Source organism: Pelagibius sp., from assembly GCF_028281305.1.
Lineage (GTDB): Bacteria > Pseudomonadota > Alphaproteobacteria > Kiloniellales > Kiloniellaceae > Pelagibius.
Window position 1 is genome coordinate 18,356 of sequence record NZ_JANQKD010000109.1, and the last position, 23,581, is coordinate 41,936.

The window sequence follows — 23,581 nt, forward strand, 5'->3', positions numbered from 1 at the left end:
CCAGACTTAAGCTTCTGCGGTACTGCCCCGCTCCACCGCCGTCCGGCACCGACAAAGGCCGGCACCGACAAAGGCCGGCACCGACAAAGGAAAGACCCCGAGATGTTCCAGAGCGACCTGCTGCAAGACAAGTGCATCCTCATCACCGGCGGCGGCAGCGGCCTGGGCAAGGCCATGGGCAGACGCTGCCTGGAGTTGGGCGCGAAGCTCGTCATCTGCGGGCGCCGCGAGGCGGTGCTGGCGGAAACCCAAGCGGAGTTCGACGAGGTTCATCCGGGCCGCACCCTGGCGCTGCCCTGCGACCTGCGCGACGCCGCTGCGGTGGAGGCCATGGTCGAGGCGGCCTGGGCCAAGGCGCCGCTCGATGCGCTGGTGAACAACGCCGCCGGAAACTTCCTCGCCAAGACCGAAAGCCTGTCGCCGCGCGCCCTGGATGCTGTGCTCTCCATCGTCTTGCACGGCACGGCCTACGTGACCCTGGCCTGCGGCAAGCGCTGGCTGGAGGCGGAGCGCCCGGGCAACGTGCTTTCCATCGTCACCACCTATGCCTGGACCGGGTCGCCCTACGTCGTGCCCTCGGCCATGGCCAAGGCCGGCGTGCTGGCCATGACCCGTTCGCTGGCCGTGGAATGGGGGCGCCGGGGCATTCGGCTCAATGCCATCGCTCCCGGGCCGTTCCCGACCAAGGGCGCGTGGGACCGCCTGGTGCCCAATCCGGAGCTGGACGCCGCCTGGAAGAACAAGATCCCGCTCGGCCGCGTCGGCGAGCATATCGAGTTGGCCAACCTCGCCGCCTATCTGCTGGCCGAGCAGTCCGGCTACATCACCGGGGAGGTGGTCACCATCGACGGCGGCGAATGGCTGAAGGGCGCCGGCCAGTTCAGCCTGATGGAGGCGCTCAGCGACCAGGACTGGGAGGCCATGCGGGCCCGCAAGGGCTGAAGGCAGGGCTGGTACTGCCGGCCCTGGCCTTAACGGTTGGTAAGCTTCACAAAGCTAGGTTGCGGTGGAACGGAGTTTCTAACGCAAGGCTAAGGAGCTTTTGTGACGATTCTGAAGGTCATCGGATGGCTGTTGACCGCCCTGTTCAGCGCCGCCGGTCTCTTGATCGGCAGCGTCATGATCTTCTTGAACATCGTGTGGTGGTCGAGCGAAGGCACCGACGCGGACGGCGGCGCGGGTTCGCAGTGGATGCGCGCGCGCTACCATGACGGACCGCGATACTTCGAAGTGACCGCGAAGTTGGAGGTGGAGAGGGCGCCCGTCGAGATCACGCGAGTAATGGAGTGCGAGCCCTACTTTTTTCATCGCTTCGGGGAAGGGTACTTCAAGAAGCGCTGGTACATGAGGAACGATGCCATGACCCATCGTCTGCCCGATGGCTCGGGAGTGATCGTCCTTGTTCCAAAACTCTGCGACGCATTTGCTCATCCGCAGCCTGCGGGTGCGCCGCAGTGGAGAGCCTCTCCCGATTTTCCCGATGATTACGTGCCGCTGATCTTCTGGACCGCCGATGCCGACAATCCGGAGGTGCTGGAAGGCTACCATTCCTTCGCCGCGCTGAACCGTCCGGACTCGCGGGTGCGTTTCAAGAGCATCTCTCTGAGAAACGACCCGACCTTAAAGCCAAGCCCTTCGCCCAACGAATTCGGCGTGATGAGCACTGCACGCTATGTAGGAAATCCCGAAGGGCATCGCCCTAAGAGGGACCTGAATTACACAGGCTACTACCTGATATCTGCTGATGAAGAGGACTGGAGAACAGTTCCAGAGCTGAATGCTGCGCTGAGCCCAAGCCCCGACTCTCGCTTCCTGGAGCCGCGCCTCCAGGCAGCGTTGCACAGCGGACTCAAGGTACGCGCAAACCATATCCTCTACGGAGTTGGGGGAGATTTAGACTCTCGAGTTCGTCAAGCGCCGTCCGGTGGAGAAGCGCGCTCTGGAGTTGTCGTGTACGACATTTTCCCTGTGCAAAGGACGAACGATGCCTTGGTTGCGATGACTGACGTCGAAGGCATCATTCTTTACTACCTAGATGATCCAGGCCGGCCCTCCGGAGGAGACAGCGGGATACTGGTCGGCTCAACTGAAATCCCGTGGCAGTTGGGGAGTCCTCTAAACTTATACTATGAAGCCTCAAGTGGGGCGATCGTTGAGTTCTGGCGTTCTCGACTGAGTTTCCATCAGACTGGAAACAGGAACTGACGGAGTATGATGACCTGACCGTCAGCTTGCTAGCAGGCCAGAGGGACCAGAGCGGGAAGGCCATGCGAGTGCGGAAGGGGTGAGGGAGAGGGCGGACCCGTGAGCGACCTCCTGCCGGCGGCTTTGCTGAACGATCTGCGCCACCGCTACGGCGAAGCGCAGCGCCACTATCACACCTGGGCCCATATCGAATCGCTGCTGCGCCTCTTCGCCGAGGTGAGGGACCAGTTGCAAGACCCGGGCGCCGTCGAGGCGGCGCTCTACTATCACGACGCCGTCTACGACCCGCAGGCCACGGACAATGAGGCGCGGAGTGCCGCGCTGCTGCGCCAAGCCTGCGCCGGGGTCCTGCCGCCCGAAAGCCTGGAGCATGCCGCAGGGATGGTGGAAGCGACGGCGGGCCACCGCCTGCCCGAAGATCTGGCCGGGGAGGGTCTAACTGGCGGCCGATTGGAGGACGCGCGGCTGTTTCTCGATATGGATCTCTCGATCCTGGCGGCGGAGCGGGCCGCGTTCGAGGCTTACGAGGCCGCCATCCGGCGCGAGTACGCCCATGTCGACGCGGCGGCCTTCCGCGCAGGCCGGCGCCGGGTCCTGGAGGGCTTCCTGGCCCGCGAGAGGCTCTACTTCTCCGACCACTTCGCGCCCCGTTTCGAGGCCCCGGCGCGTGCGAACCTGGCCGAAAGCCTGCGGCAGTTGAGCTTTGAAGACGGGGGCTGGTGAGAGTCTGGAATGTTCATTGTTTGTTCATGCTGAGACTTTCTTTACCTCTGCGGCGGCATCATGGCCCGCGATGCTGAAAGCGGGAGTTTCTCATGGTTGCGACGGCGGAGTCGGAGCACCTGCCGGCCGGCTGGCTGCGCGGTCCCGGGTTTGATCTCACTTTCATCGCCGGGATCTCGGCGGTCGCGCTGCTGTCCGGCGCAATCGTCGTGGCGGATCCGCGCCTCTTCCTACCGATCCTGCTGATCGACCTTTGGTTGCTGGGCTACCACCACGTCATTTCCACCTATACCCGGCTCTGCTTTGATGCCGAGAGCCGGCGCCAGCACGCCTTTCTGCTTTACGGACTGCCGCCGCTGGTGGTGGTCGGCACGCTGCTGGTGGCGGTCGGCCTGGGCGCCTGGGCGATCCCGACGATCTATCTCTACTGGCAGTGGTTCCACTACACGCGGCAGAGCTGGGGCGTGTCCCAGGTTTACCGCCGCAAGGCGGGAGCGGGGTTCGTGGAGCATGAGTGGCTGGCCAAGGCGGCGCTCTACCTGCTGCCGCTTTGGGGCATCCTCTACCGGTCCTACCAGTCGCCGGAGACTTTCCTCGGCATGGAGATCTGGACCCTGCCCGTACCCGGCTGGGTTGTCGACCTTTCGGCCGTCGCCGCGCTGTCGACCGTCGCGCTCTGGGGTGCCCTGCGCGTCAGGGCCTGGATGCGCGGGTGCCTGCCGCTGGCCCACACCCTCTATATGATCTCCCACTTCGCGATCTTCTACGTCGGCTACATCGCCATCGAGGACATCACCCACGGCTGGCTGGTGATCAACATCTGGCACAACGCCCAATACGTGCTGTTCGTCTGGCTGTTCAACAGCAACCGCTACAAGGACGGCATCGACCCCAAGGCGCGGTTTCTGTCCTACATCAGCCAGCCGAACCGCATGTGGCTCTACTTTGCGGTTTGCATCGCGCTGTCGACGGCGATCTACCTCTCCATTGAAGGCGTCATCGATCTGTTCGGCAGCTGGGCTCTGCCGCTGACCCTGCTGGTCTATCAGTCGATCAACTTCCACCACTACATCGTGGACAGCCTGATCTGGAAGGTCAGAAAGAAGCCGCTCCAGAAGACCCTGGGGATCGCCGCGTGACCAACCTGACCCTGCCCGGGTACAGCGATGCGCGGCCTGCCGCCGCAACAGCCTTGCGGCGTCGGAACGCCGTCTTTGTCGTAAAGCTGACGGTGTCCGTTATCCTGCTCGGCGCTGTCGCCAGCGGGACAGACCTTTCGGCCGCCGGTGCGCTGCTGGCCGGCTTCTCGCCGTCGGCGGCGCTGGCGGCGATCCTCTGCCTGATGGGCGTTACGGTTGTCTCGGCCCTGCGCTGGTGGCTGGTGATCAGAACCATAGATGCGCCACAGCCCTTTCGGCGAATCCTCGCCTTGATGTTCGTCGGAAGTTTCTTCACCCAGATGCTGCCCACCTCCATCGGCGGCGACGCGGTGCGGATCTGGCAGCTTACGCGCCATGGCGTCGCTGCGGACCGTGCCTTCATCGGCGTAATCCTGGAGCGTGTCAGTGGGCTTGTCGCCTTGGTCCTTATGGTGGTTGGCGGCGTGCTCTGGCTGGGGGACATGCTTCCTGCGACGCTACGCCTTCTTCTGCTTGCTTCCTTGCCAGCACTGCTCGCAGCTCTGGGCTTGCTCTGCTGGCTCGATCGCCTGCCTGAAGGACTCCGGCGTATACCGCTGCTGGGCCGCGGGCTGCGCGTCACGGCAGACATGGCCGTCTATGCCCGCCGGGTCTCGCTGGCACCGGTCATTTCCTTGGCACTGCTGTTTCTCTCGGCGGCGGCACAGGTCTTCTCGATCCTGGCGTTCTTCTTTCTCGCTCAGGGCCTCGGCGTGGCGCTCTCCCTCGTCGAGACGGCCGCCGTCGTTCCCGCCGTCATCCTGATCACGTTTCTGCCGGTTTCCTTCGCCGGCTGGGGTGTACGCGAAACGGCGAGCGTCATGATGTTTGCGGCTGTCGGGCTGGGCGGCGGTACCGCCGTCGCGCTCTCCGTTCTTTTTGGCCTGGCCCTGATTCTGGCAGGTCTGCCCGGTCTGCCTTTGTGGCTGCGGCGCACCCGCTAGCGTTCCTTCGCTTGACGGCATTGCCGCCTGAAAGGGTCGCCGCTAGAGTGCCCAGCCAACCTCTGCCAACGGCTCAAAGACATGCCCCTTGACGCCTCCCAAGCGCCGCAGATCTTCCACTCCACCTGCCCGCACGACTGCCCCAGCGTCTGCGCCCTTGAGGTGGAGAAGCTTTCCGACACCCAGATCGGCAAGGTGCGCGGGGCCCGCGGCAACGACTACACCGCCGGCGTCGTCTGCGCCAAGGTGGCGCGCTATGCCGAGCGGGTGCACCACCCGGACCGGCTGACCCAGCCGCTGCGGCGGGTCGGCCCCAAGGGGGAGGGGATATCGGCCTTCGAGCCGATCTCCTGGGAGGCGGCGCTGGACACCGTGGCCGAGGGTCTGCTGAAGGCCGAGCAGCGTCACGGCAGCGAGGCGGTCTGGCCGTATTACTATGCCGGGACCATGGGGCTGGTGCAGCGCGACGGCATCGAGCGGTTGCGCCACGCCAAGCGCTACTCGGGTCAGCACTCGACCATCTGCACCAAGCTGGTGGCCACCGGCTGGAATGCAGCCTGCGGCGTCAGACGCGGCGTGGATGCGCGCGAGATGACCGAGTCCGACCTGATCGTCGTCTGGGGCGGCAATCCGGTCAGCACCCAGGTGAACGTGATGACCCACATCGCCCGAGCCCGCAAGGCACGGGGGGCGAAGCTGGTCGTCGTGGATCCCTACCACACCGGGACGGCCGAGCAGGCGGACCTGCATCTGGCGCTGAAGCCCGGGACCGACGGGGCGCTGGCTGCGGCGGTGATCTCCGTGCTGCTGACCGAGGGGTACACCGACCGGGCCTATATGGCAGCCTACAGCGACTGGGATGCCGAGCTTGAGGCTCACTTTGCGGCCTGCACGCCGGACTGGGCGGCCGGGATCACCGGCCTGTCGGCGCAGCAGATCCGGGACTTCGCCCGTCTCTACGGTGCCACCAAGCGCAGCTACATCCGCGTCGGCTATGGGTTCTCGCGCGCCCGCAACGGCGCAAGCAGTGTCCATGCTGTCGCCTGCCTGCCGACGGTGACCGGGGCCTGGCAGCACCGGGGCGGCGGGGCCATGCAGGGGCAGTCCAGCATTTATGGCCTCGACGCGACCCTGATCGAGGGCCTGGACGTCCGCGACGGGAGTATCCGTATGCTCGACCAGTCGCGCATCGGGCCGATCCTGACCGGCGACCGGCGCGACCTGGGTGATGGGCCGCCGGTGACCGCGCTGTTCATCCAGAACACCAATCCCATGGTGGTCTGCCCGGAAAGCGGCAAGGTCGCGCAGGGCTTCGCCCGCGACGATCTTTTCACCTGCGTGCACGAGCAGTTCATGACCGAAACGGCGGCCATGGCCGATGTCGTGCTGCCGGCCACGACCTTTCTGGAACACGATGACGTCTATGTCGCCAGCGCCCACACCTACCTGCAGGTCACCAAGTCGGTGATCGAGCCGTTGGCCGCCTGCCGCAGCAATCATGAGGTGATCTGCGCCCTGGCCAGGCGCCTGGGGGCCGAACACCGCGGTTTCACGCTCAGCGCCTGGGAACTCATCGACGAGATGCTGAAAACCTCCGGTCTGCCGGATGCCGAGACCATACATGCCGCCCACTGGCATGACTGCACCCTGTCTTACGAGGAGATGCACTTTCTGAACGGCTTCGGCCACGAAGACCGGCGCTTCCATTTCAAGGCCGACTGGGCGGCCTACGGTCCCGACTTCGCCGCCATGCCGTCCATGCCGGGCCACAGCGAGGCCTATGATCGGGCGACGGCGCGGCATCCCTTTCGTCTGGTGGCGGCGCCGGCACGATCCTTCCTGAACACCAGCTTCACCGAGACCCCGGGCTCGCAGAAACGTGAAGACAGGCCGACCATTCTGATCCATCCCGCGGCGGCAAAGGCCCTGGGCGTGGAGGACGGCGGGCGCCTGAGGATCGGTAACGATCTGGGGTCCCTGGTGATCGCGGTTGAGCTTTTCGACGGCCTGCAGCCCGATGTGGTTGTGGTGGAGAGTATCTGGCCGAACAGCGCCTTCGAGGAGGGGAAGGGGATCAACCTGCTGATTTCCGCCGATCCCGGCCCGCCCGCGGGGGGCGCTGTCTTCCATGACACGGCTGTCTGGCTGAAACCCGCCTAGATCGGGGCTTTCGAAGCGGGCATTGAATTGCCCGCCCAGGCGGGACAGGATATTGCCCGGATTGGCAAAATCTCTGCGCGACACTAGGTAAGAATGGCGGGTTCGGCTGCTTCGGCCCCCGCGAGGCCGGTTCAAGAAGCGCCGAGGAAGAATGGCAAAGGACCCAAAACTGCCGAAGGTATCGACTGGGTCGGAGGTCGATGCCTTTCTGCGCAAGGTCGCGACGACCCCGCCCCCCAGCTCTGAGGCGCGCGGGCGGCTGATTTTTGCCATGGACGCCACCGCCAGCCGGGAGCCCACCTGGGATCAGGCCTCTCATCTGCAGGCCGAGATGTTCAAGGAGACCGAGACTTTGGGCGGTCTCGAGGTGCAGTTGATCTATTACCGCGGTTTCGGCGAATGCAAGGCCAGCCCCTGGGTCGGCCGCTCTTCGGAGCTGCTGCGCTTCATGACCAGCGTGTTCTGTCTGGCCGGGCGCACCCAGATCGGCAAGGTGCTGCAGCGGGCGGTCAAGGAGACCAAGACCAAGAAGGTCTCGGCCCTGGTTTTCGTCGGCGATGCGATGGAGGAGGACATAGACCACCTCGGTCACCTGGCCGGCGAGCTCGGTTTGCTGGGCGTGCCCTGCTTCATGTTTCACGAAGGCAGCGACCCGGTCTCCCGCAAGGCCTTTCAGCAGATTGCCCGCCTGAGCGGCGGCGCCTTTTGCACTTTCGATGCGCGCAGCGCCAAGCAGCTCCGCGAACTGCTCTCCGCGGTGGCTGTCTTCGCCGCCGGCGGCCGCCGCGCCCTGGCCGACTACAGCCGCAAGGCCGGCGGCCTGGTTCCGCAGTTGACGCATCAGATCAAGTAGCGGTTTTCGTCCATGCCGTATTTTCTCCTCGGGATCGCTCTTCTGGTCGGCGCATTGTTCTTTGCGCGCTGGTTCGTCGACGCCGAGCCGCGGCGCATAGCCACGGTTGCGAAGATCGCCGGCGGGACCTTCCTTGGCGGGCTCGCGCTGTTGCTGGTGATCAGCGGACGCATCTCCCTCTTGATGATGCTGCTCGTGGCCCTGGTATTCATGCGCCGGGTGCTGAAGGCGGCCCGGCAGCAGGCACAGGCGATGCATGGGCCAAGCCCGGGTCAGGCTTCCGAGGTGCGCACCCGCTTTCTGCACATGGCCCTGGATCACGACACCGGGCGCATGGACGGCGAGATCCTGGATGGCCGCTTCATGGGCATGTGGCTTTCCCAGCTTTCCCTGGCGGATCTCTTGAAGCTGCTTGAGGACTATCGCCTGGAGGACGAGGAATCCGCATCGGTGCTGGAGGCCTTTATCGACCGCAATCACCAGGACGATTGGCGCGCCCAAGGCGGGTCGGGCAGTGGCGCCGGCGGTGGAGGGGACCAACACCACGCCGGGGCAGGCGCCAACGGGCCGATGAGCCGGGAAGAGGCCCTGGAGATCCTGGGACTGGAGGAGGGGGCGAGCCCGGTGCAGATCCGCGAGGCGCATCGCCGGCTGATGCAGAAAATCCACCCGGATCACGGCGGATCCAACTATCTTGCGGCGAAGCTGAACGAAGCGAAGGATTTGTTGCTAGGCACATGAGCCGCGGGGGGCTCGGCCCGCTACCGCTCTCTCGGGGCCAATTGTGTCACTTGTCGCCTGCTTGCCCCTGTGGCAATACAGCCGCGCCTTCACGACACCGACACGCGAGGTTTTCGTCCCGATGCAAGGTCCCATTCGCAAGGCGGTTCTTCCCGTCGGCGGTCTCGGCACACGCTTTCTGCCTGCCACCAAGGCAATTCCCAAGGAGATGCTGCCGGTCGTCGACAAGCCGTTGATCCAGTACGGTGTCGAGGAGGCACGCGCTGCGGGGATCGAGGAGATCGTCTTCGTCACAAGCCGCGGCAAGGCTGCGATCGAAGACCACTTCGACCACCACTGGGAACTCATGGCCACCCTGGAGGCGCGCGGCAAGACGGCGGAATTGGAGCTTGCTCGCTCGATGATGGCGACCGCGGGCAAGATCAGCTACACGCGTCAGCCCGAGGCCCTGGGGCTGGGACACGCCGTATGGTGCGCCCGCGCGCTGGTGGGGCGCGAGCCCTTTGCCGTCATCCTGCCGGACGACCTGGTGCTGGGACAGCCCGGCTGCCTCAGCCAGCTGGTTGACGCCTACGAAAAGGTCGGCGGCAATCTGGTGGCGGTGGAAGACGTGCCGCGCGAACACACCAACCGCTACGGCATCCTGGACGTCGTCTCTGACGACGGGCGCCTCGCCGAGGCCAAGGGCCTGGTCGAAAAGCCGCGGCCCGACGTGGCCCCCTCGACTCTCTCCATCATCGGCCGCTATATCCTGCAGCCCGAGGTGTTCGACGAGCTTGACCGGCAGGAGCGGGGGGCCGGCAACGAGATCCAGCTCACCGATGCCATGGCGCGGACAATCGGCCGGCAGCCCTTCCATGGGCTGCGCTTCGAAGGCCGGCGTTTCGACTGCGGCAACAAAGCGGGCTTCCTCGAAGCCAATTTCGCCTATGCTCTGGAGCGGGAGGACCTCGCCCCCGCAGCGCGGGAAATCCTCAGCCGTTACAGCGCCAAGGTATCCTGACTTCCCTGGTCTGCTGACTGATCCACGGCGCCCGGCGGTTCTGCCGGTGCGCTGGTCCCAATGGAGGACGCAAGATGCGTATTGCGATGGTCGGAACGGGCTATGTCGGCCTCGTTTCCGGCGCCTGTTTCTCGGAGTTCGGCACCGACGTCATCTGCGTCGACAAGGACGCGGACAAGATCGCACGGCTCGAAAAGGGCGAAATCCCGATCTTCGAGCCCGGTCTGGACGTTCTGGTGGCGAACAACCGCGCTGCGGGCCGGCTCAGCTTCACCACCGATCTCGCCGCTGCGGTCGGCGAGGCCGATGCGGTGTTCATCGCGGTGGGCACGCCCACGGGCCGAACCGGTGGCGAGGCGGACCTCTCCTACGTCTATGACGCGGCGCGCGAACTGGCCCCGCACCTGAAGGACTATACGGTCGTGGTCGACAAGTCGACGGTGCCGGTCGGCACCGGGCGGCAGGTGCAGAAGATCATCGCCGAGACCAACCCAGAGGCAGACTTCGACGTCGCCTCCAACCCCGAGTTTCTGCGCGAAGGGGCGGCGATCAACGACTTCATGCGGCCGGACCGGGTGATCATCGGCGCCGAGAGCGACCGCGCGCAGGAGATCATGCGCGCGCTCTACCGCCCGCTCTACCTGATCGAAACGCCGATCCTCTTCACCACGCTGGAAACGGCCGAGCTGACCAAGTATGCCGGGAATGCCTTTCTGGCCACCAAGATCACCTTCATCAACGAGATTGCCGACCTCTGCGAGAAGGTCGGCGCCAATGTGCACGATGTTGCGCGCGGCATCGGGCTGGACGGGCGGATCGGGCGCAAGTTTCTGCATCCCGGGCCCGGCTACGGCGGCTCGTGCTTTCCGAAGGACACCGTCGCCCTGGTCCACACCGCGCAGAAGGCGGGCTCGCCGGTGCGCATCGTGGAGACCGTGGCCGACATCAACGACCGCCGGAAAAAGGCCATGGCCGAGCGCGTCATCGATGCCTGCGGCGGCTCCGTGGCGGGCAAAACGATTGCCGTCCTGGGCCTCACCTTCAAGCCCAACACCGATGACATGCGCGAGGCGCCCAGCCTGGAGATCGTTCCGGCGCTGCAGGGCGCCGGCGCGACCGTCCGTGCCTTCGACCCGGAGGGTATGGAACAGGCAAGCCCCCTTCTGCCGGAGGTGCAGTGGTGTCAGAATGCCTATGAGGCGATGGCCAGTGCCGATGCCGTGGTCATCGTCACCGAATGGAACGAGTTCCGGGCGCTGGACCTGGAGCGGGTGAAGGCGGCGTTGAAGTCACCGATCATGATCGATCTGCGCAACATCTATAACCCCGGCGACATGGTTGCGGCGGGCTTCCACTACACCTCCGTCGGCCGGCCCCTGAGCGCGCTCGGCCTGGAGGGATAAGAGGCTCGCTTGGGAAAAGCGAACGGACGGGTAAAGGAGCTGGACGGATGACGGAAGCCACTTCGACACAGCTGGCGGCGGACCGCCACGACTTCGATCCCACCATCCTGCGCGAGTACGATGTGCGTGGGGTCGTCGGCCAGACGCTCTTCGCCGCCGATGCCTATGCCCTGGGCCGCGCCTTCGGCAGCGTCGCGCGGCGCCGCGGCGCAACCGCGATCGCCGTCGGCTATGACGGGCGCCACTCTTCCCCGGACCTGGCCGAGGCACTGATCCGGGGGCTCAGCGACTGCGGCCTGCATGTGGTCAATGTCGGCCGTGGCCCGACCCCGATGCTGTACTTTGCCGCCTACACCCTTGAGGTCCAGGGCGGTGTGATGATCACCGGCTCCCACAACCCGCCGGACTACAACGGCTTCAAGCTGCTGCTCGACAAGGCCTCCTTCTTCGGGGCGGACATCCAGGACCTTGGCCGTCTGGCCGCCGCCGGCGACTACGAGAGCGGCAGCGGCAGTGTCGAGGAGCGCTCGGTCTTCGATGCCTACGTCGACCGCCTGGTCCAGGACTTTGAAGGCGACGGCGGCCTCAAGGTTGCCTGGGATGCCGGCAACGGCGCCATGGGCGAGGCCATGGCAGCGGTCATCGCAAGGCTGCCGGGCGAGCATATTCTGTTGAACGAGACCATCGACGGCACCTTTCCGGCCCACCATCCCGACCCGACGGTGGCGGAGAACCTGAAGCAACTGCAGGACGCCGTGCTCTCCCAAGGCTGCGACCTGGGTGTTGCCTTCGACGGCGACGGGGACCGGATCGGCATCATCGATTCCCAGGCGCGCATTCTCTGGGGCGATCAGATCATGCTCTATCTTGCGCGCGACATTCTGAAGCAGCACCCTGGGGCCACCATCATTGCCGATGTGAAGGCCAGTCAGATGCTGTTCGACGGCATTGCCGAGGCCGGGGGCGAGCCGCTGATGTGGCTGACCGGCCATTCGATCATCAAGGCCAAGATGAAAGAGGTGAATTCGCCCTTTGCCGGCGAGATGAGCGCCCACATCTTTTTCGCCGATCACTTCTATGGCTATGATGACGCGCTCTACGCGGCGATCCGTGTGCTATCGGTGATCAACAAGAGTGGCGAGAGCCTGGCCGATTTCCGCGATTCCCTGCCGCAGCTCTTCAACACACCGGAAGTACGCTTTCCCTGCCCGGAGGACCGCAAGAAGGCGGTGATCGAGGAGGTCAAGGAGCGCCTGCGCGCCGAAGGCGCCGAGGTGAACGATATCGACGGCGTGAGGGTGCGCGAGGGCGGCGGCTGGTGGCTGTTGCGTGCCTCCAACACCCAGGATGTGCTGGTGGCGCGCTGCGAGGCCGGCGATCAGGCGAGCCTGGAACGGCTCACTGCGCGTGTGCGCTCCGAGCTGAAGGCCAGCGGGCTGGAACCGCCGGCTTTCTGAACGCGATCTAAAGGGGGAAGGGCCGGCTCGCCGTTCCGGTGCCCGGCCTCGGTGCGAGCCCTCAGTTCGATCCCTGGGCTTCGGGCTGCACCAGAACGCAGCCGATGTCGATGGCCTTCAAGGCGGCACAGGCATCGCGGGCCTGTTTTTCGTAAAGGCCGGTGAGCTGGGAGCGGTAGATGGTGCCGAGGCTCGTTGAATCAACGCGCCGCACCGCCACCTTGGCGCCCCGCAGCGGCACCGGCGCTTCCGCCAGTGCAGATCTGGCGCTGCTGTGGGCGGCGCTGAAGCGGCTGAACGCGCCGACCTGCACGCCCCAATCGTTGGTGAGCGTCTCGCCGCCCTGAATGGGCGTCTCCAGGCCGTCGACAGCGGCGACCTGGGAGGAGGGCATCAGCGGCTTGACCGGCCGAACCTGCTTTGGCAGGGCGGCTGCCGTTTCGATCGCCTTGGGTTCTGTCTGGGGCGTCTCCGCCTTGGGCGCCTCGGCCACCGTCAGGTCTACGGGTTGCCCAGTGGATTGTTGCGGGGCGGCCGGCTGCACTGCCGCTATCTGCAAGGTCACCGCGGGGGCCTGGAAGGGGTTACGGCCCGGCACCTGCGGGATCTTCTTGACGCCCTGGGAGGCGATTTTCTTGAAACCGCGGTCCAGCAGCTTGACCATATGCCGGTCACGCGACTTCGAGGTCTTGCCGCCGAAGACGACGGCGATGATCCGCCGGTTCTCACGCTCAACCGAAGAGACGAGATTGAAGCCCGAGGCCCGGATGTAGCCGGTCTTGATGCCGTCGGTGCCCTTGTAGGATCTCAGCAGCTTGTTGTGGCTACGGTAGGTCCGGCCCTTGTAGGTGAACTTCGAGACCGCAAAAAACTGGTAGTGCTGCGGGAAGTCGGTCATCAGCGCCTTGGCAAGGCGCGACATGTCCCGGGCCGTGCTCTTCTGTCCGCGGTTCGGCAGCCCCGAGGCGTTGCGGAAGGTCGTGCGGCTCATGCCCAGGGCGCGGGCCCGCTTCGTCATCACCTGGGCGAAGGTGGTTTCCTTGCCTGCCAGCGCCTCGGCGACGACAACCGCGACGTCATTCGCGGACTTGGTCACCAGCGCCAGGATCGCGTTGCGCACGCTGATCGTCTCGCCCCGCTTCAGTCCGATCTTGGAGGGCGGCATGCCGGCAGCCCGCTTGGAAACCGCGAGCTGCTGGTCCAGCGTCAACTTGCCCTTCTCCAAGGCGTCGAACACCATGTAGAGAGTCATCATTTTGGTGAGCGAGGCGGGATAGTTCCGCGTGTCCGCATTCACCGCGTGCAACACCTGTCCCGTATCGGCATCGACGACGATGGAAGCGTAGCGCGCCTGCGCGCTTTCGCTCGACAGACCTGCCCAAACGGCCGTCACCAATAACGCAAAGAAAGCGAAAGCAAACTTTCGAAACATCGGGACTCGCTTTTAGTTTCGGCGCCTTGCGGTGCGACGCAAAGGTTTCTCTGTCAAAAGATCCGGAAACCCCCTGAAAACCCCATCGATTCTAAGGCATTCCGCGAATCCCTGTCCAGTCTAATGGGGCAGCAATTACAAGTTGGTTAAAATACACTCAATACAGAGGCTTGGCCGGAGGCTCGGCAAGACGGCGTCATCGCCTGGACAATTTCCGGACCGCCGTTTACCAAACATTCCGCGCCGCGCCGCGCCGGGTCAGTGCAGCCAATCCGTGGGGCGAAGGGCGCGCCTCTGACCGCGGTGCCGAGCGATGCGCAAGGCCCGGCCGAGCAGTGCAAGAGGTACAGGCGCAAAGGAGGTAGGTGCCATGACGCGTATGACCAAGACCGCCGAACGCCCGGGGAGTTCCCGCAGGCACCTCTGTGTGTTGGCGATTGCCGGTGTCGTGATCGGTCTGGCGGCTTGCACCTATCGCGGCGATATCGACAACCCGGCCACCCTAAAGGCCACCTGGTTCAGCTACCTGAACGGAGACGACATCCGGCAGCGCTGCGTCGAAGGGGCGCCGGACGCCTTCCGGATGGTCTACAACGCGGACTACAACGAACAACTGCGCAGCTACGAGGTCGTCGAGCAGGCGGCGGGCGGCGCCCGCCTGACGGCCCGGGTCCAGGGCTCGAGCGGTCTCCAGGTCAGCCGGCTGGATCTTCGCGACCCGCTGGCCTGGGCGCGCTGGACCACCAGCGAAACCGCGCTCGACGCTGAGGACCTGGCGCGGCTGACTGCCGCCCTGGAGCGCAGCGGCGCGTTCCGGCCGGCACCGGCCGGCCTCAATCTTTATTCGGAGGAGACCTACTGGGTCAGCAGCCTCTGCCGGGATGGGGCCTTTTCCTTCAATGCCTGGCTGTTCCCCTCGGAGCGTTTCGCGGAGATCGCCTTCGCCGAGGTGCTGTTCGCTCACGACGGCACCGAGGTGGCGGTCCGCCCGCCCAAGGATGCGCCGCCGGGTGCGCGGGCCCGCGCCACGGTGCCGCAGCGCCGCGATGCCAGCGACAAGACGGGAAGCTTCTTTACTCTGCGTGTCGGCGAGAACGGTCTGGCCGGCAGTCTCGCTCTCTAGAGCGGATTCGCAGGCTTTGCTCTCAGGAGGATGTCAGGGGTCGTCTTCCGAGACGACGGTCAGATGCGCCGTGTGGCTGCCGGGGCGCAGTTCGTTCACCCAGGGACCGTCCGGCATCCGCACAGCAAGCTGGGTGATGTGCTCGTTCCACCAGATGCGCTGCTCGCGCAGGTCATCGTAGTCGTAATGCGCGGTGCGCCAGCGCCGCTCGCTGGGGCTGTAGGTGGCTAGATCGATGGGAAAGCCCACGTCGGCGGACGAAAAGCGCGACGAATCGAACGACAGGTAGGCCAGCTTCAGGGCCGTTGTCATCGCCGTGTCATAATTCAGCGCGCGATCCAGGATCGGCTTGCCGTAGGCTGTGGCGCCGACGGAAAGATAAGGGGTGCGCCGGTCGACCTCGATCCAGTTGCCTTCCGGGTAGACCAGGAAGATGCTGGGCTCCTTGTCCTCCGGCTGGGCGCCGGCAATCAGGCTGTGCAGGTTGAAGGTGAGGTCGGAGCCTTCGATCTGCTCGCGGTCTTCTTCGGCCACCTGGCGCAGGCAGCGGCAGTAGGCCGTCACCGCATCCAGCAGGGCGGCAAACCCGGTCGCGTGGTTCTTGCGCATGTCCCGTTCCAGGTAGGCCAGGGTCTTGTCGCGGAGCGACCGCAGGCCCGAGGTCATGATCGCAAACTGGGCGCCGTCCGGGCCGTGCAGGGACAGCTTCTGAGCATTGGTAACCTGATTGCCGCTGGTGATGCGTCCGTCGGCCAGACAGACCAGGCCTTCGCTTACTTTCATACCCAGGCAATAGGTCATGGCACCTTCCGTATCTTCCGTCCGTCTTGCCGGCCACCCTGCCGACCGCCGCCGGCTTTCGCGTGCGGGGACTCCGGGCCTGCTGAACACCTGCCGCGGATATTGCCAAAGGGGCCGAGGGCCAGCAACCGGCCAGAATGCAGATCAGTATGCAGATCAGTATGCGGATCAGTATGGAGCCCGGGGGATGAGGCCGTGGATCGCGGACAGCTGTAATCCGTTCTCTGCTGCATTGCACAATTTGCTGTTGACTTCGCGAGGCAGTCTCTTAGATTTGACCCATTGCTGCATTGCAGCATTTGAGGTCCGGTTCAGGGTATCCAGGGCCGCACGGATGGTCCTGCGCGACCGGTGCCGCTGCGCAGGATGTGCACGGAAAACAGCTTTCCGACCACGGCTGGTTGATGACGACTCTCCGGACCCTGCGCCCGCAATCATCGAAACAAGACGAACGCCAGGAGAAGTTCCCCATGGCCACCACCAAGTCCCCCGGCAAGCCTGCCGCCGCCAAGCGCGGCACCGCAAAAAGTACGGCGGCGAAGCGTGCCCCCACCAAGGCAGCCTCCACCAAGGCGGCTGCGCCCAAGAGGGCGGTCCCCAAGCCCGCGGCTTCCAAACCGGCGGCCCCCAAAGCGCCGCCTGCGGCAGCGGAGACTGTCGCCCCGCTGCTGCCGCTGGAGCCCGCGGTCGAGGCCCTGGACAGCATCCAGCCGATGGCCGAAGAGGCCTTCAAGCCGGTCGAGGCGGTGGTCGCTGCCGGCCAGGAGACCCTCGAGACCGTGGTGAAGGCCGGAACCCAGGCCGCGGTGCGATCCTACGAGCAGGCCTTCGCGCTGACGCAGGAGCAGGTCGAGAAAGCCTCCTCCACCGTGTTCCAGCGCTACGATGACGTCAGCCGCCTGAGCAAGGACAACCTGGAAGCCTGCGTGCGCTCTTCCGAGGTCGTCGCCAAGGGCGTGGAGGCCTTCGGCGAAGAGGTGGCGTCCTTCTCCCGCGATGCCCTGGAGACCGGCATGCAGACGGCGCAGTCCATGGCCACTGCCAAGAGCCTGCGTGAGGTGATCGACCTGCAGAGCGAGTACTCCCGCAAGAGCCTCGAGTCGTTCATGGCCGAGACGGCGAAGCTGGCCGGTCTGTCGATTGCGATGACGAGCGACGCCTTTGCGCCGCTGCAGTCCCGCGTCGCCGTGACGGTCGAGAAAATGATGAAGCCGGTGGCGGCCTGACCGGCCTTGTCCATCGTCTCGGGCGCCGTTTGGCCGGTGCCCCGCGGAGAACTTCAGAGTGAGATGCAGGGGCCCGGCGGTTGCGCCGGGCCCTCTTGTTTTGTGCCGTGTCCGCACCCATGTCCTGTGGCCTGCGCAGCACGGTCGGTGGCTATGGCGAAGCCACTGGAGACGTAAGAAAAAATCCCTATCTTCCTTTGTCGGCTTCGGCCCCCCGTGCGGGCGTGGCATACTTTTCAGGATGGTTAGGGCAGCGACTCCGGCGCTTCTCGCCCTCCCTTGGTCCGGTGGTCCTGACGACCCGGTCCGCCGTTCTCTCAGACGAATGCGTCCCGACGGCTGTCGGCACGGAGTTAACCCGGAAGAGAAACCTTCGCGTTAAGCTGGCGGTAAGTCTCTTGGGTCTTTTCCGATGCCAGATTGAACCAATATGATGGTGGGGACGGACAGAGCATATAGATGCGTAGTGCTGGAATATGAGTGAAGACAAACGAAGCGGTGGCGGCACCTCGACGGGCATAATCGTCAAGACCAAGCCCAAGACGAAGAAGCCCTCCATGTACAAGGTGCTAATGCTGAACGACGACTACACTCCGATGGAGTTCGTCGTGCACGTCCTTGAGCAGTTCTTCGCCAAGAACCGCGAGGAGGCGACCCGCATCATGCTTCACGTTCACCAGCGTGGCGTCGGGGTCTGCGGCGTTTTTACCTACGAGGTAGCCGAGACAAAAGTGACCCAGGTGATAGACTATGCCCGTCAACATCAGCACCCTCTCCAGTGCACCCTAGAAAAGGAATAAGGCCCGGATGCTATCGGCGAATCTAGAGCAGACGCTCCATCGTGCTTTGGCCGGCGCCAACGAGAGGCGCCATGAATATGCAACGCTGGAGCACTTGCTGCTCGCGCTGATCGACGATCCGGATGCCATGGCGGTCCTACGGGCCTGCAGCGTCGATTTGGAACGGCTGCGCGCCGAAATCCTCGACTACATCGACAACGAGCTGTCCAGCCTCATCACAGCCCAGCTCGGCGATGCCAAGCCCACCGCCGGGTTCCAGAGGGTCCTGCAGCGTGCGGCGATCCACGTCCAGTCCTCCGGGCGCGAGGAGGTGACCGGCGCCAACGTCCTGGTGGCCATGTTCTCCGAGCGCGAGAGCCACGCGGTCTATTATCTCCAGGAACAGGAGATGAGCCGCCTGGACGCCGTGAACTACATCAGCCACGGCATCGCCAAGGCCAAGGGGCACGAGGAAAGCCGGACGGTCGAGGGCGCCGACGAGGACACGGACTCGGAAAAGGTGGTGCGCAAGGGGCGCGAGGCCCTGGACGCCTACTGCGTCGACCTCAACCGCAAGGCCCGCGACGGCCGCATCGATCCGCTGATCGGCCGCAGCGAGGAGATCGACCGCACGATCCAGGTGCTCTGCCGCCGGACCAAGAACAATCCGCTCTACGTCGGCGATCCCGGGGTGGGGAAAACCGCCATCGCCGAGGGCCTCGCCCGCCGCATTGTCGCCGGCGAGGTGCCCGACGTGCTGAATGACGCCACGATCTTCGCTCTCGACATGGGGGCGCTGCTGGCCGGAACCCGCTACCGCGGCGACTTCGAGGAGCGCCTCAAGGCCGTGGTTTCGGAGATCGAGGCCCAGGAGCACGCCATCCTCTTCATCGACGAGATCCACACGGTGATCGGCGCCGGGGCCACCTCCGGCGGTGCCATGGATGCCTCCAACCTGCTGAAGCCGGCCCTGCAGAGCGGCCTGCTGCGCTGCATCGGCTCCACCACCTACAAGGAGTACCGCAGCTACTTCGAAAAGGACCGGGCCCTGGTGCGCCGCTTCCAGAAGATCGACATCACCGAGCCGTCCATCGAGGATGCGGTGAAGATCCTGCGCGGCCTGAAGCCCTACTACGAGGATCACCACAACGTGCGCTTCACCAACGAGGCGATCCGCACGGCGGTGGAGCTCTCCGCGCGCTACATCGGCGACCGCAAGCTGCCGGACAAGGCCATCGACGTGATCGACGAGGTCGGCGCTTCGCAGATGCTTCTGCCCGAATCCAAGCGCAAGAAGTCGGTCGGCGTGAAAGACGTCGAAGCCGTGGTGGCCAAGATCGCCCGCATCCCGCCGAAATCGGTCTCCAAGGACGACCGCACGGCGCTGAAGAACCTGGAGCGCGACCTGAAGACCATGGTCTTTGGCCAGGATCAGGCCATCACCGCCCTTTCGGCAGCGATCAAGCTGGCCCGCGCCGGCCTGCGCGAACCGGAAAAGCCCATCGGCAGCTATCTGTTCTCCGGTCCGACCGGAGTCGGCAAAACCGAGGTGGCGCGCCAGCTCGCCCACTCCCTGGGCATCGAGCTCACCCGCTTCGACATGTCGGAGTACATGGAGCGGCACTCGGTTTCGCGCCTGATTGGTGCGCCTCCAGGCTACGTCGGCTTCGACCAGGGCGGGCTCCTGACCGATGCCATCGACCAGCATCCGCATAGCGTGCTGCTGCTGGATGAGATCGAAAAAGCCCATCCGGACCTCTTCAACATCCTGCTGCAGGTCATGGACTACGGGAAGATGACCGACCACAACGGCAAGACGGTCGACTTCCGCAACGTCATCCTGATCATGACCACCAACGCCGGCGCGGCCGACATGGCCAAGCAGGCCATCGGCTTCGGCCGCGACCTGCGCACGGAAGACGGCGATGAAGCGATCAAGAAGCTCTTCACCCCGGAGTTCCGCAATCGCCTGGATGCCATTATCCCCTTCGACAACCTGAAGCCGGAAATCGTCGCCCGGGTCGTCGACAAGTTCGTCATTCAGCTCGAAGCCCAATTGGCCGACCGCCAGGTCACCATCGAACTCAGCGATGCGGCGCGGGAGTGGCTGGCCAAGAAGGGCTACGACAAGCAGTTCGGCGCCCGCCCCCTGGGCCGGGTGATCCAGGACCAGATCAAGAAGCCGCTGGCCGAGGAACTGCTGTTCGGCAAGCTCTCCAAGGGCGGTGTGGTGCGCGTCGACATCGAGGACGGCATTCCGACGTTCAGCTACCCGGAAGGCACGCCGAGCAAAGGCAAGAAGGGCTCCGGCGGCAAGGGCAGCGGCGGCGGCCGCGGTGGCCGCAAGGGCCCCAAGGGCGGCAACAGCGCCAAGTCGGAGAAAGTGCTCGCCGACTGACCTCATCGAGATCCGGCAGAGAACAGGGCCCGGCCGCCTGACGGCGCCGGGCCCTTTTCTTTTTTGCCTTTGGCTGAAGGGGACTACTGGCAGACAGGGCCAGCGATCCGTTCGGTCGCCACCTGATCTTAACCAAAAGGCCCGCAGACTGATCCTTGCAACTGCGACCAATGGCACTGGGACGGTCTGAACATGTCGCCCGACAGAAGGGCTCTCTATGAAGAACTGGTGGTCTGGCTGGCCATCCGCATGACCCAGGTGATTGTCGACTTGCCTCGGGAGCATCACAGACCCTGCGAGGATGGTGTCCGGACCAAAGGCTGTGTGGTCGAGCACGGCTTCCTGAGCGCCTTCGAAGCGGCCTGCGCCGTGCTTCATGGGGCAGGTGTTGCCGCTCCATCGACCCACAGCGGAGCAGAGGCTACGGGGAAGGGAGAGGCTGGCGCCTACTACCAGCTTTTGCACGATGTGCCTGAGATTCGAGCGCACCTGCGCCGAAATCTGAAGACGTCAGCACGCCAGCTGTCGGAGGCGGTCGGCGCCTTCTTGCGCGTCACCACGGAGTTCCACGATATGCCGACGACCCGATATGCCTTTGCGGTACCGAAGGGCTATGGGCCGATCTTCACACTGATGATCAATTGCGGTTACCTGGAGCGCGTTGGTGACGATGTGAAATGGAGCAGCAGAGTCGCACCACAGATGCGCGCCATCTACGCCTGGGATAAAGAGGCGAACTCCGACGAAGACCTTTATGAGGCGCGCACCGCGGCCGAGATGGAGAAGATGTGGGCCACTCTGCCATTGAAGGTGCAGAGGGCGTTCTTCTCCGGCGGTGCCGTCGATGTCGTCTCTCTTGCGATCGTCATCGAACGGTTCTGGATCGAGGGCGAGTGGCGCTACATTGACGACATCGCGCCGAAATCGAAGGTTCGATTTCAGCAACGGGACAGCTTACGCAAGGCACGAGACCTGGCGCAGCGCTACGAAAAGTCCAAGGGATGACCTTCTGAGCGCCGGCGCCGTCCATGATGAGGCCCTCGGCGTCCGTCTTCCATGCTTCCGATTAACTGACCGCGCGGTCGAGGACGGCGAGAGCCTCGTCGTAGAGCGCGCGCGCCCGCTCCGGGGTGCCGCCGAGGCAGACCATGCCGAACTTGCCGAACTGGGAGAGGGTGCCGAACATGTGAAAGACCACGCCTTCCTGGGTGGCGGCGTGGAAGTGCAGGCCGTTCAGCACGGCGATATCGATCAGGTCGTCGGGCGTCAGCCCTCGGTAGCGCGCGTCCTCGATGTTGTCCGAGGCGCAGTAGAAGCAGGGCCGTCCCCCCGGCGCCAGGTAGAGGCCGCTGGCGGGATCGTAGTGTCCGTCGGTCAGGAACTGCAGCATCAGATAGGGGTGGGTGGTGCCACCCTTGCGCAGGTTCACCTCGATGGCGTAGTGACGCCAGCCCCCGGCCTCCGGCACCGAGATGAAGTCGACGCCGAAGCGCCCGATGACCCCGCGGTCGCGCAGCAGCCGGGCGGCCTTCAGGCCTTCCTCCTGGATTGCCAGCCGGTAGGCCTGGTCTGCCGGAAACCGGCAGCCGAGGAAGATCTGCTGGGCCGAGCCGCCGAGCACTTGGTCGTGGGTCGAGATCACCTCCAGCCCGCCTGTGGGGTCGACGCGGAACTGCGCCGAGGGCGAGCGCTTGGTGGAGCCTTCGATGAAGGCTTCCACAATGGCCTGCATCTCCCCCACCTTGGATTTGTAGAGGTCCCAGGTCATCCCGGCGGCTTCAAAGCGCAGGCTGCCCAGACGCTCGCGTACCCAAGGTGTCAGCGCCGGGCCTGCGGGCGCGTCCTCGAAGCTGAAGATGGCGTTCCCCTCGCCGGAGAAGCCCTCGTTCAGTTTCACCACGGCGCGGCGGAGGTCCGGTTTCCTGGCCTTCAACGCAGTGAGCGCCTCGGCCAGTTCCTCTGCGTCGGCCAGGCCTTCGAAGCCGTCCGGGATCGCGATGCCGGCCTCGCGGAACAGACGCCTTGCACCACTCTTGGAGCCCAACGGCAAGAGATCGGGATCGCAGCCGTAGATTGGGATACCGAGCCTGAGCGCCAGATCGCGTTCCGATTCGGAGACATTGAAGCAGGTCATGTGGGCGGCCGTGGGGTCCGGAATGGCATCGAGTATGCGCGCCATCAGGCGCGGACGTTCCAGGATCTTCGCGCTCAGCGGCCGCGGTGTGTTGTCGTGGCAGGACAGCAGGGTCAGGCGCTGGCGGGCGTGGCGCACGGGAACGCCCGGCAGCAGATGCAGGTAGTAGTCCACCACGGATTCCGGCATCGGCGTGCTGGACAGGAAGATCACCCGCGTGCGCGGCAGCCGCAGCAGCAACAGCAGGCAGAGCATACGCTCCTCATAGTGTTCGACACCGGTGATCTTGGCCATGACGTCCGCATCGAGGCTGAAGCTCGGCAGGACGACGACGCTGCGCGGCGCCTCGTCGTGGGCAAAGACCTTGCGGAACATCTCCGGCAGGCGTGCCTGCAACAGCCTGAAGGCGTCCCGCTCCGCGCCGCTGTCCGCCGGCGTTTCGCTTAGCTGCGGGGTCCCGGTGTTCATCGCCCGATGCCGGCGTCAGCGGCGGCTGCGCTTTTTGGCCGGCGCGGGGGCTGGCTTCATGGTGAAGCGGTGGCCTTCGACCAGCTTCAGCAGGTCGAAGGAGGAGATGATTCCGACCACCGCCTTTTCGTGGGTCACCACCACATGGTGGATCTTGTGCTTGCGCATGATGCGGGCGGCGGCGCTGACGTCGTTGTAGGCGGGTACGCAGTGGACATGGTCCGACATGATGCGCTTGACCGGCGACTCGCCCTTCACCTTGCGCGCCGCATCCGCGGTGGTGACGATGCCCAGGGCCTCGCCTTCTGGCCCGACAATGGGCACGGCGTGAATGCGGTTGCGCTCCATCATCCCGCGCACGTGGTCGAGGCTGTGGTGCGGCTGCGCGCTCAGCACCCGCTTGGCCATGAGATCGGCGATCTTGACGTTCATCGGAAACTCCCTGCCTGTTCTTTTCGTGGTGGCGGCCAGCCGCAGCCCGGCGTCCCCCTGGAGCGTCACCGGGTCAGACCCTGTCAACAAAGCGTCATGATCCCCTGCCGCCGGCAGAATG

General features: G+C 64.9%; 20 protein-coding genes. 16 read left to right on the plus strand and 4 right to left on the minus strand.

The annotated features are described in order from the left end of the window. The first annotated feature begins 102 nt into the window (after positions 1 to 102). From Q0982_RS20820 to pgmG, 11 genes are all read left to right on the plus strand, one after another. Complete coding sequence (locus Q0982_RS20820; RefSeq protein WP_299399277.1) at positions 103 to 942, plus strand: SDR family oxidoreductase; 840 nt, start codon at positions 103 to 105, stop codon at positions 940 to 942. Positions 943 to 1,044: 102 nt separating this feature from the next. Then, entirely contained in the window at positions 1,045 to 2,205 is a 1,161-nt protein-coding gene (locus tag Q0982_RS20825) for a hypothetical protein (RefSeq protein WP_299399278.1), read from the plus strand. Positions 2,206 to 2,304: 99 nt separating this feature from the next. Further along, positions 2,305 to 2,928, plus strand: coding sequence for a hypothetical protein (locus Q0982_RS20830; protein WP_299399280.1), 624 nt, complete (start codon positions 2,305 to 2,307; stop codon positions 2,926 to 2,928). Positions 2,929 to 3,020: 92 nt separating this feature from the next. Continuing rightward, positions 3,021 to 4,067, plus strand: coding sequence for a hypothetical protein (locus Q0982_RS20835; RefSeq protein WP_299399282.1), 1,047 nt, complete (start codon positions 3,021 to 3,023; stop codon positions 4,065 to 4,067). Next, a complete protein-coding gene (locus Q0982_RS20840) occupies positions 4,064 to 5,050 on the plus strand; it encodes a lysylphosphatidylglycerol synthase transmembrane domain-containing protein (RefSeq protein ID WP_299399284.1) in 987 nt (328 codons plus the stop codon). Before Q0982_RS20835 ends, Q0982_RS20840 begins: the two co-directional genes overlap by 4 nt. A gap of 81 nt (positions 5,051 to 5,131) precedes the next feature. Next, positions 5,132 to 7,210: a molybdopterin oxidoreductase family protein gene (locus Q0982_RS20845; protein ID WP_299399286.1), complete on the plus strand. Its 2,079-nt coding sequence runs from the start codon at positions 5,132 to 5,134 to the stop codon at positions 7,208 to 7,210. Between the two features lie 151 nt (positions 7,211 to 7,361). Then, positions 7,362 to 8,063, plus strand: a complete 702-nt coding sequence (locus Q0982_RS20850) for a VWA domain-containing protein (RefSeq protein ID WP_299399288.1) — start codon at positions 7,362 to 7,364, stop codon at positions 8,061 to 8,063. A gap of 12 nt (positions 8,064 to 8,075) precedes the next feature. Then, positions 8,076 to 8,804 carry a molecular chaperone DnaJ gene (locus Q0982_RS20855; RefSeq protein ID WP_299399290.1) on the plus strand — a complete coding sequence of 243 codons (729 nt, stop codon included), beginning with the start codon at positions 8,076 to 8,078 and terminating at the stop codon, positions 8,802 to 8,804. Positions 8,805 to 8,925: 121 nt separating this feature from the next. Further along, positions 8,926 to 9,807: a UTP--glucose-1-phosphate uridylyltransferase GalU gene (galU, locus tag Q0982_RS20860; RefSeq protein WP_299399294.1), complete on the plus strand. Its 882-nt coding sequence runs from the start codon at positions 8,926 to 8,928 to the stop codon at positions 9,805 to 9,807. 74 nt (positions 9,808 to 9,881) lie between these two features. After that, positions 9,882 to 11,210, plus strand: a complete 1,329-nt coding sequence (locus Q0982_RS20865) for a UDP-glucose/GDP-mannose dehydrogenase family protein (protein WP_299399296.1) — start codon at positions 9,882 to 9,884, stop codon at positions 11,208 to 11,210. 47 nt (positions 11,211 to 11,257) lie between these two features. After that, entirely contained in the window at positions 11,258 to 12,667 is a 1,410-nt protein-coding gene (gene pgmG / locus Q0982_RS20870; RefSeq protein WP_299399298.1) for a phosphoglucomutase/phosphomannomutase PgmG, read from the plus strand. A 61-nt stretch (positions 12,668 to 12,728) separates the two neighbouring features. Here the strand turns inward: pgmG and Q0982_RS20875 are convergent, their stop codons facing one another. Continuing rightward, positions 12,729 to 14,060, minus strand: a complete 1,332-nt coding sequence (locus Q0982_RS20875; protein WP_299399300.1) for a D-alanyl-D-alanine carboxypeptidase family protein — start codon at positions 14,058 to 14,060, stop codon at positions 12,729 to 12,731. 409 nt (positions 14,061 to 14,469) lie between these two features. On the opposite strand from Q0982_RS20875, the gene Q0982_RS20880 reads away from it, so the two are divergent. Continuing rightward, on the plus strand, positions 14,470 to 15,222 hold the full coding sequence (locus Q0982_RS20880; protein WP_299399303.1) for a hypothetical protein: 753 nt from the start codon (positions 14,470 to 14,472) through the stop codon (positions 15,220 to 15,222). Between the two features lie 33 nt (positions 15,223 to 15,255). Here Q0982_RS20880 and Q0982_RS20885 read toward each other — a convergent pair whose 3' ends face one another. Beyond that, positions 15,256 to 16,023: a hypothetical protein gene (locus Q0982_RS20885; protein ID WP_299399305.1), complete on the minus strand. Its 768-nt coding sequence runs from the start codon at positions 16,021 to 16,023 to the stop codon at positions 15,256 to 15,258. 470 nt (positions 16,024 to 16,493) lie between these two features. On the opposite strand from Q0982_RS20885, the gene Q0982_RS20890 reads away from it, so the two are divergent. The 4 genes from Q0982_RS20890 to Q0982_RS20905 all read left to right on the plus strand — a co-directional run bounded on the left by Q0982_RS20890 (position 16,494) and on the right by Q0982_RS20905 (position 21,431). Then, positions 16,494 to 17,249 (plus strand): phasin family protein, encoded by a 756-nt coding sequence (locus Q0982_RS20890; RefSeq protein ID WP_299399308.1) that lies wholly within the window; start codon positions 16,494 to 16,496, stop codon positions 17,247 to 17,249. A 476-nt stretch (positions 17,250 to 17,725) separates the two neighbouring features. Beyond that, positions 17,726 to 18,049, plus strand: coding sequence for an ATP-dependent Clp protease adapter ClpS (gene clpS, locus Q0982_RS20895; RefSeq protein ID WP_299399309.1), 324 nt, complete (start codon positions 17,726 to 17,728; stop codon positions 18,047 to 18,049). A gap of 7 nt (positions 18,050 to 18,056) precedes the next feature. After that, positions 18,057 to 20,426, plus strand: a complete 2,370-nt coding sequence (gene clpA / locus Q0982_RS20900; protein WP_299399311.1) for an ATP-dependent Clp protease ATP-binding subunit ClpA — start codon at positions 18,057 to 18,059, stop codon at positions 20,424 to 20,426. Between the two features lie 192 nt (positions 20,427 to 20,618). Continuing rightward, entirely contained in the window at positions 20,619 to 21,431 is an 813-nt protein-coding gene (locus Q0982_RS20905) for a hypothetical protein (protein ID WP_299399314.1), read from the plus strand. Between the two features lie 61 nt (positions 21,432 to 21,492). On the opposite strand, the gene Q0982_RS20910 is transcribed toward Q0982_RS20905, so the two are convergent. Together Q0982_RS20910 and Q0982_RS20915 are read right to left on the minus strand one after the other, a co-directional pair. Then, positions 21,493 to 23,028, minus strand: a complete 1,536-nt coding sequence (locus Q0982_RS20910; RefSeq protein WP_299399316.1) for a peptide ligase PGM1-related protein — start codon at positions 23,026 to 23,028, stop codon at positions 21,493 to 21,495. A 15-nt stretch (positions 23,029 to 23,043) separates the two neighbouring features. After that, positions 23,044 to 23,460: an HPP family protein gene (locus tag Q0982_RS20915; protein ID WP_299399319.1), complete on the minus strand. Its 417-nt coding sequence runs from the start codon at positions 23,458 to 23,460 to the stop codon at positions 23,044 to 23,046. Positions 23,461 to 23,581 lie beyond the last annotated feature (121 nt).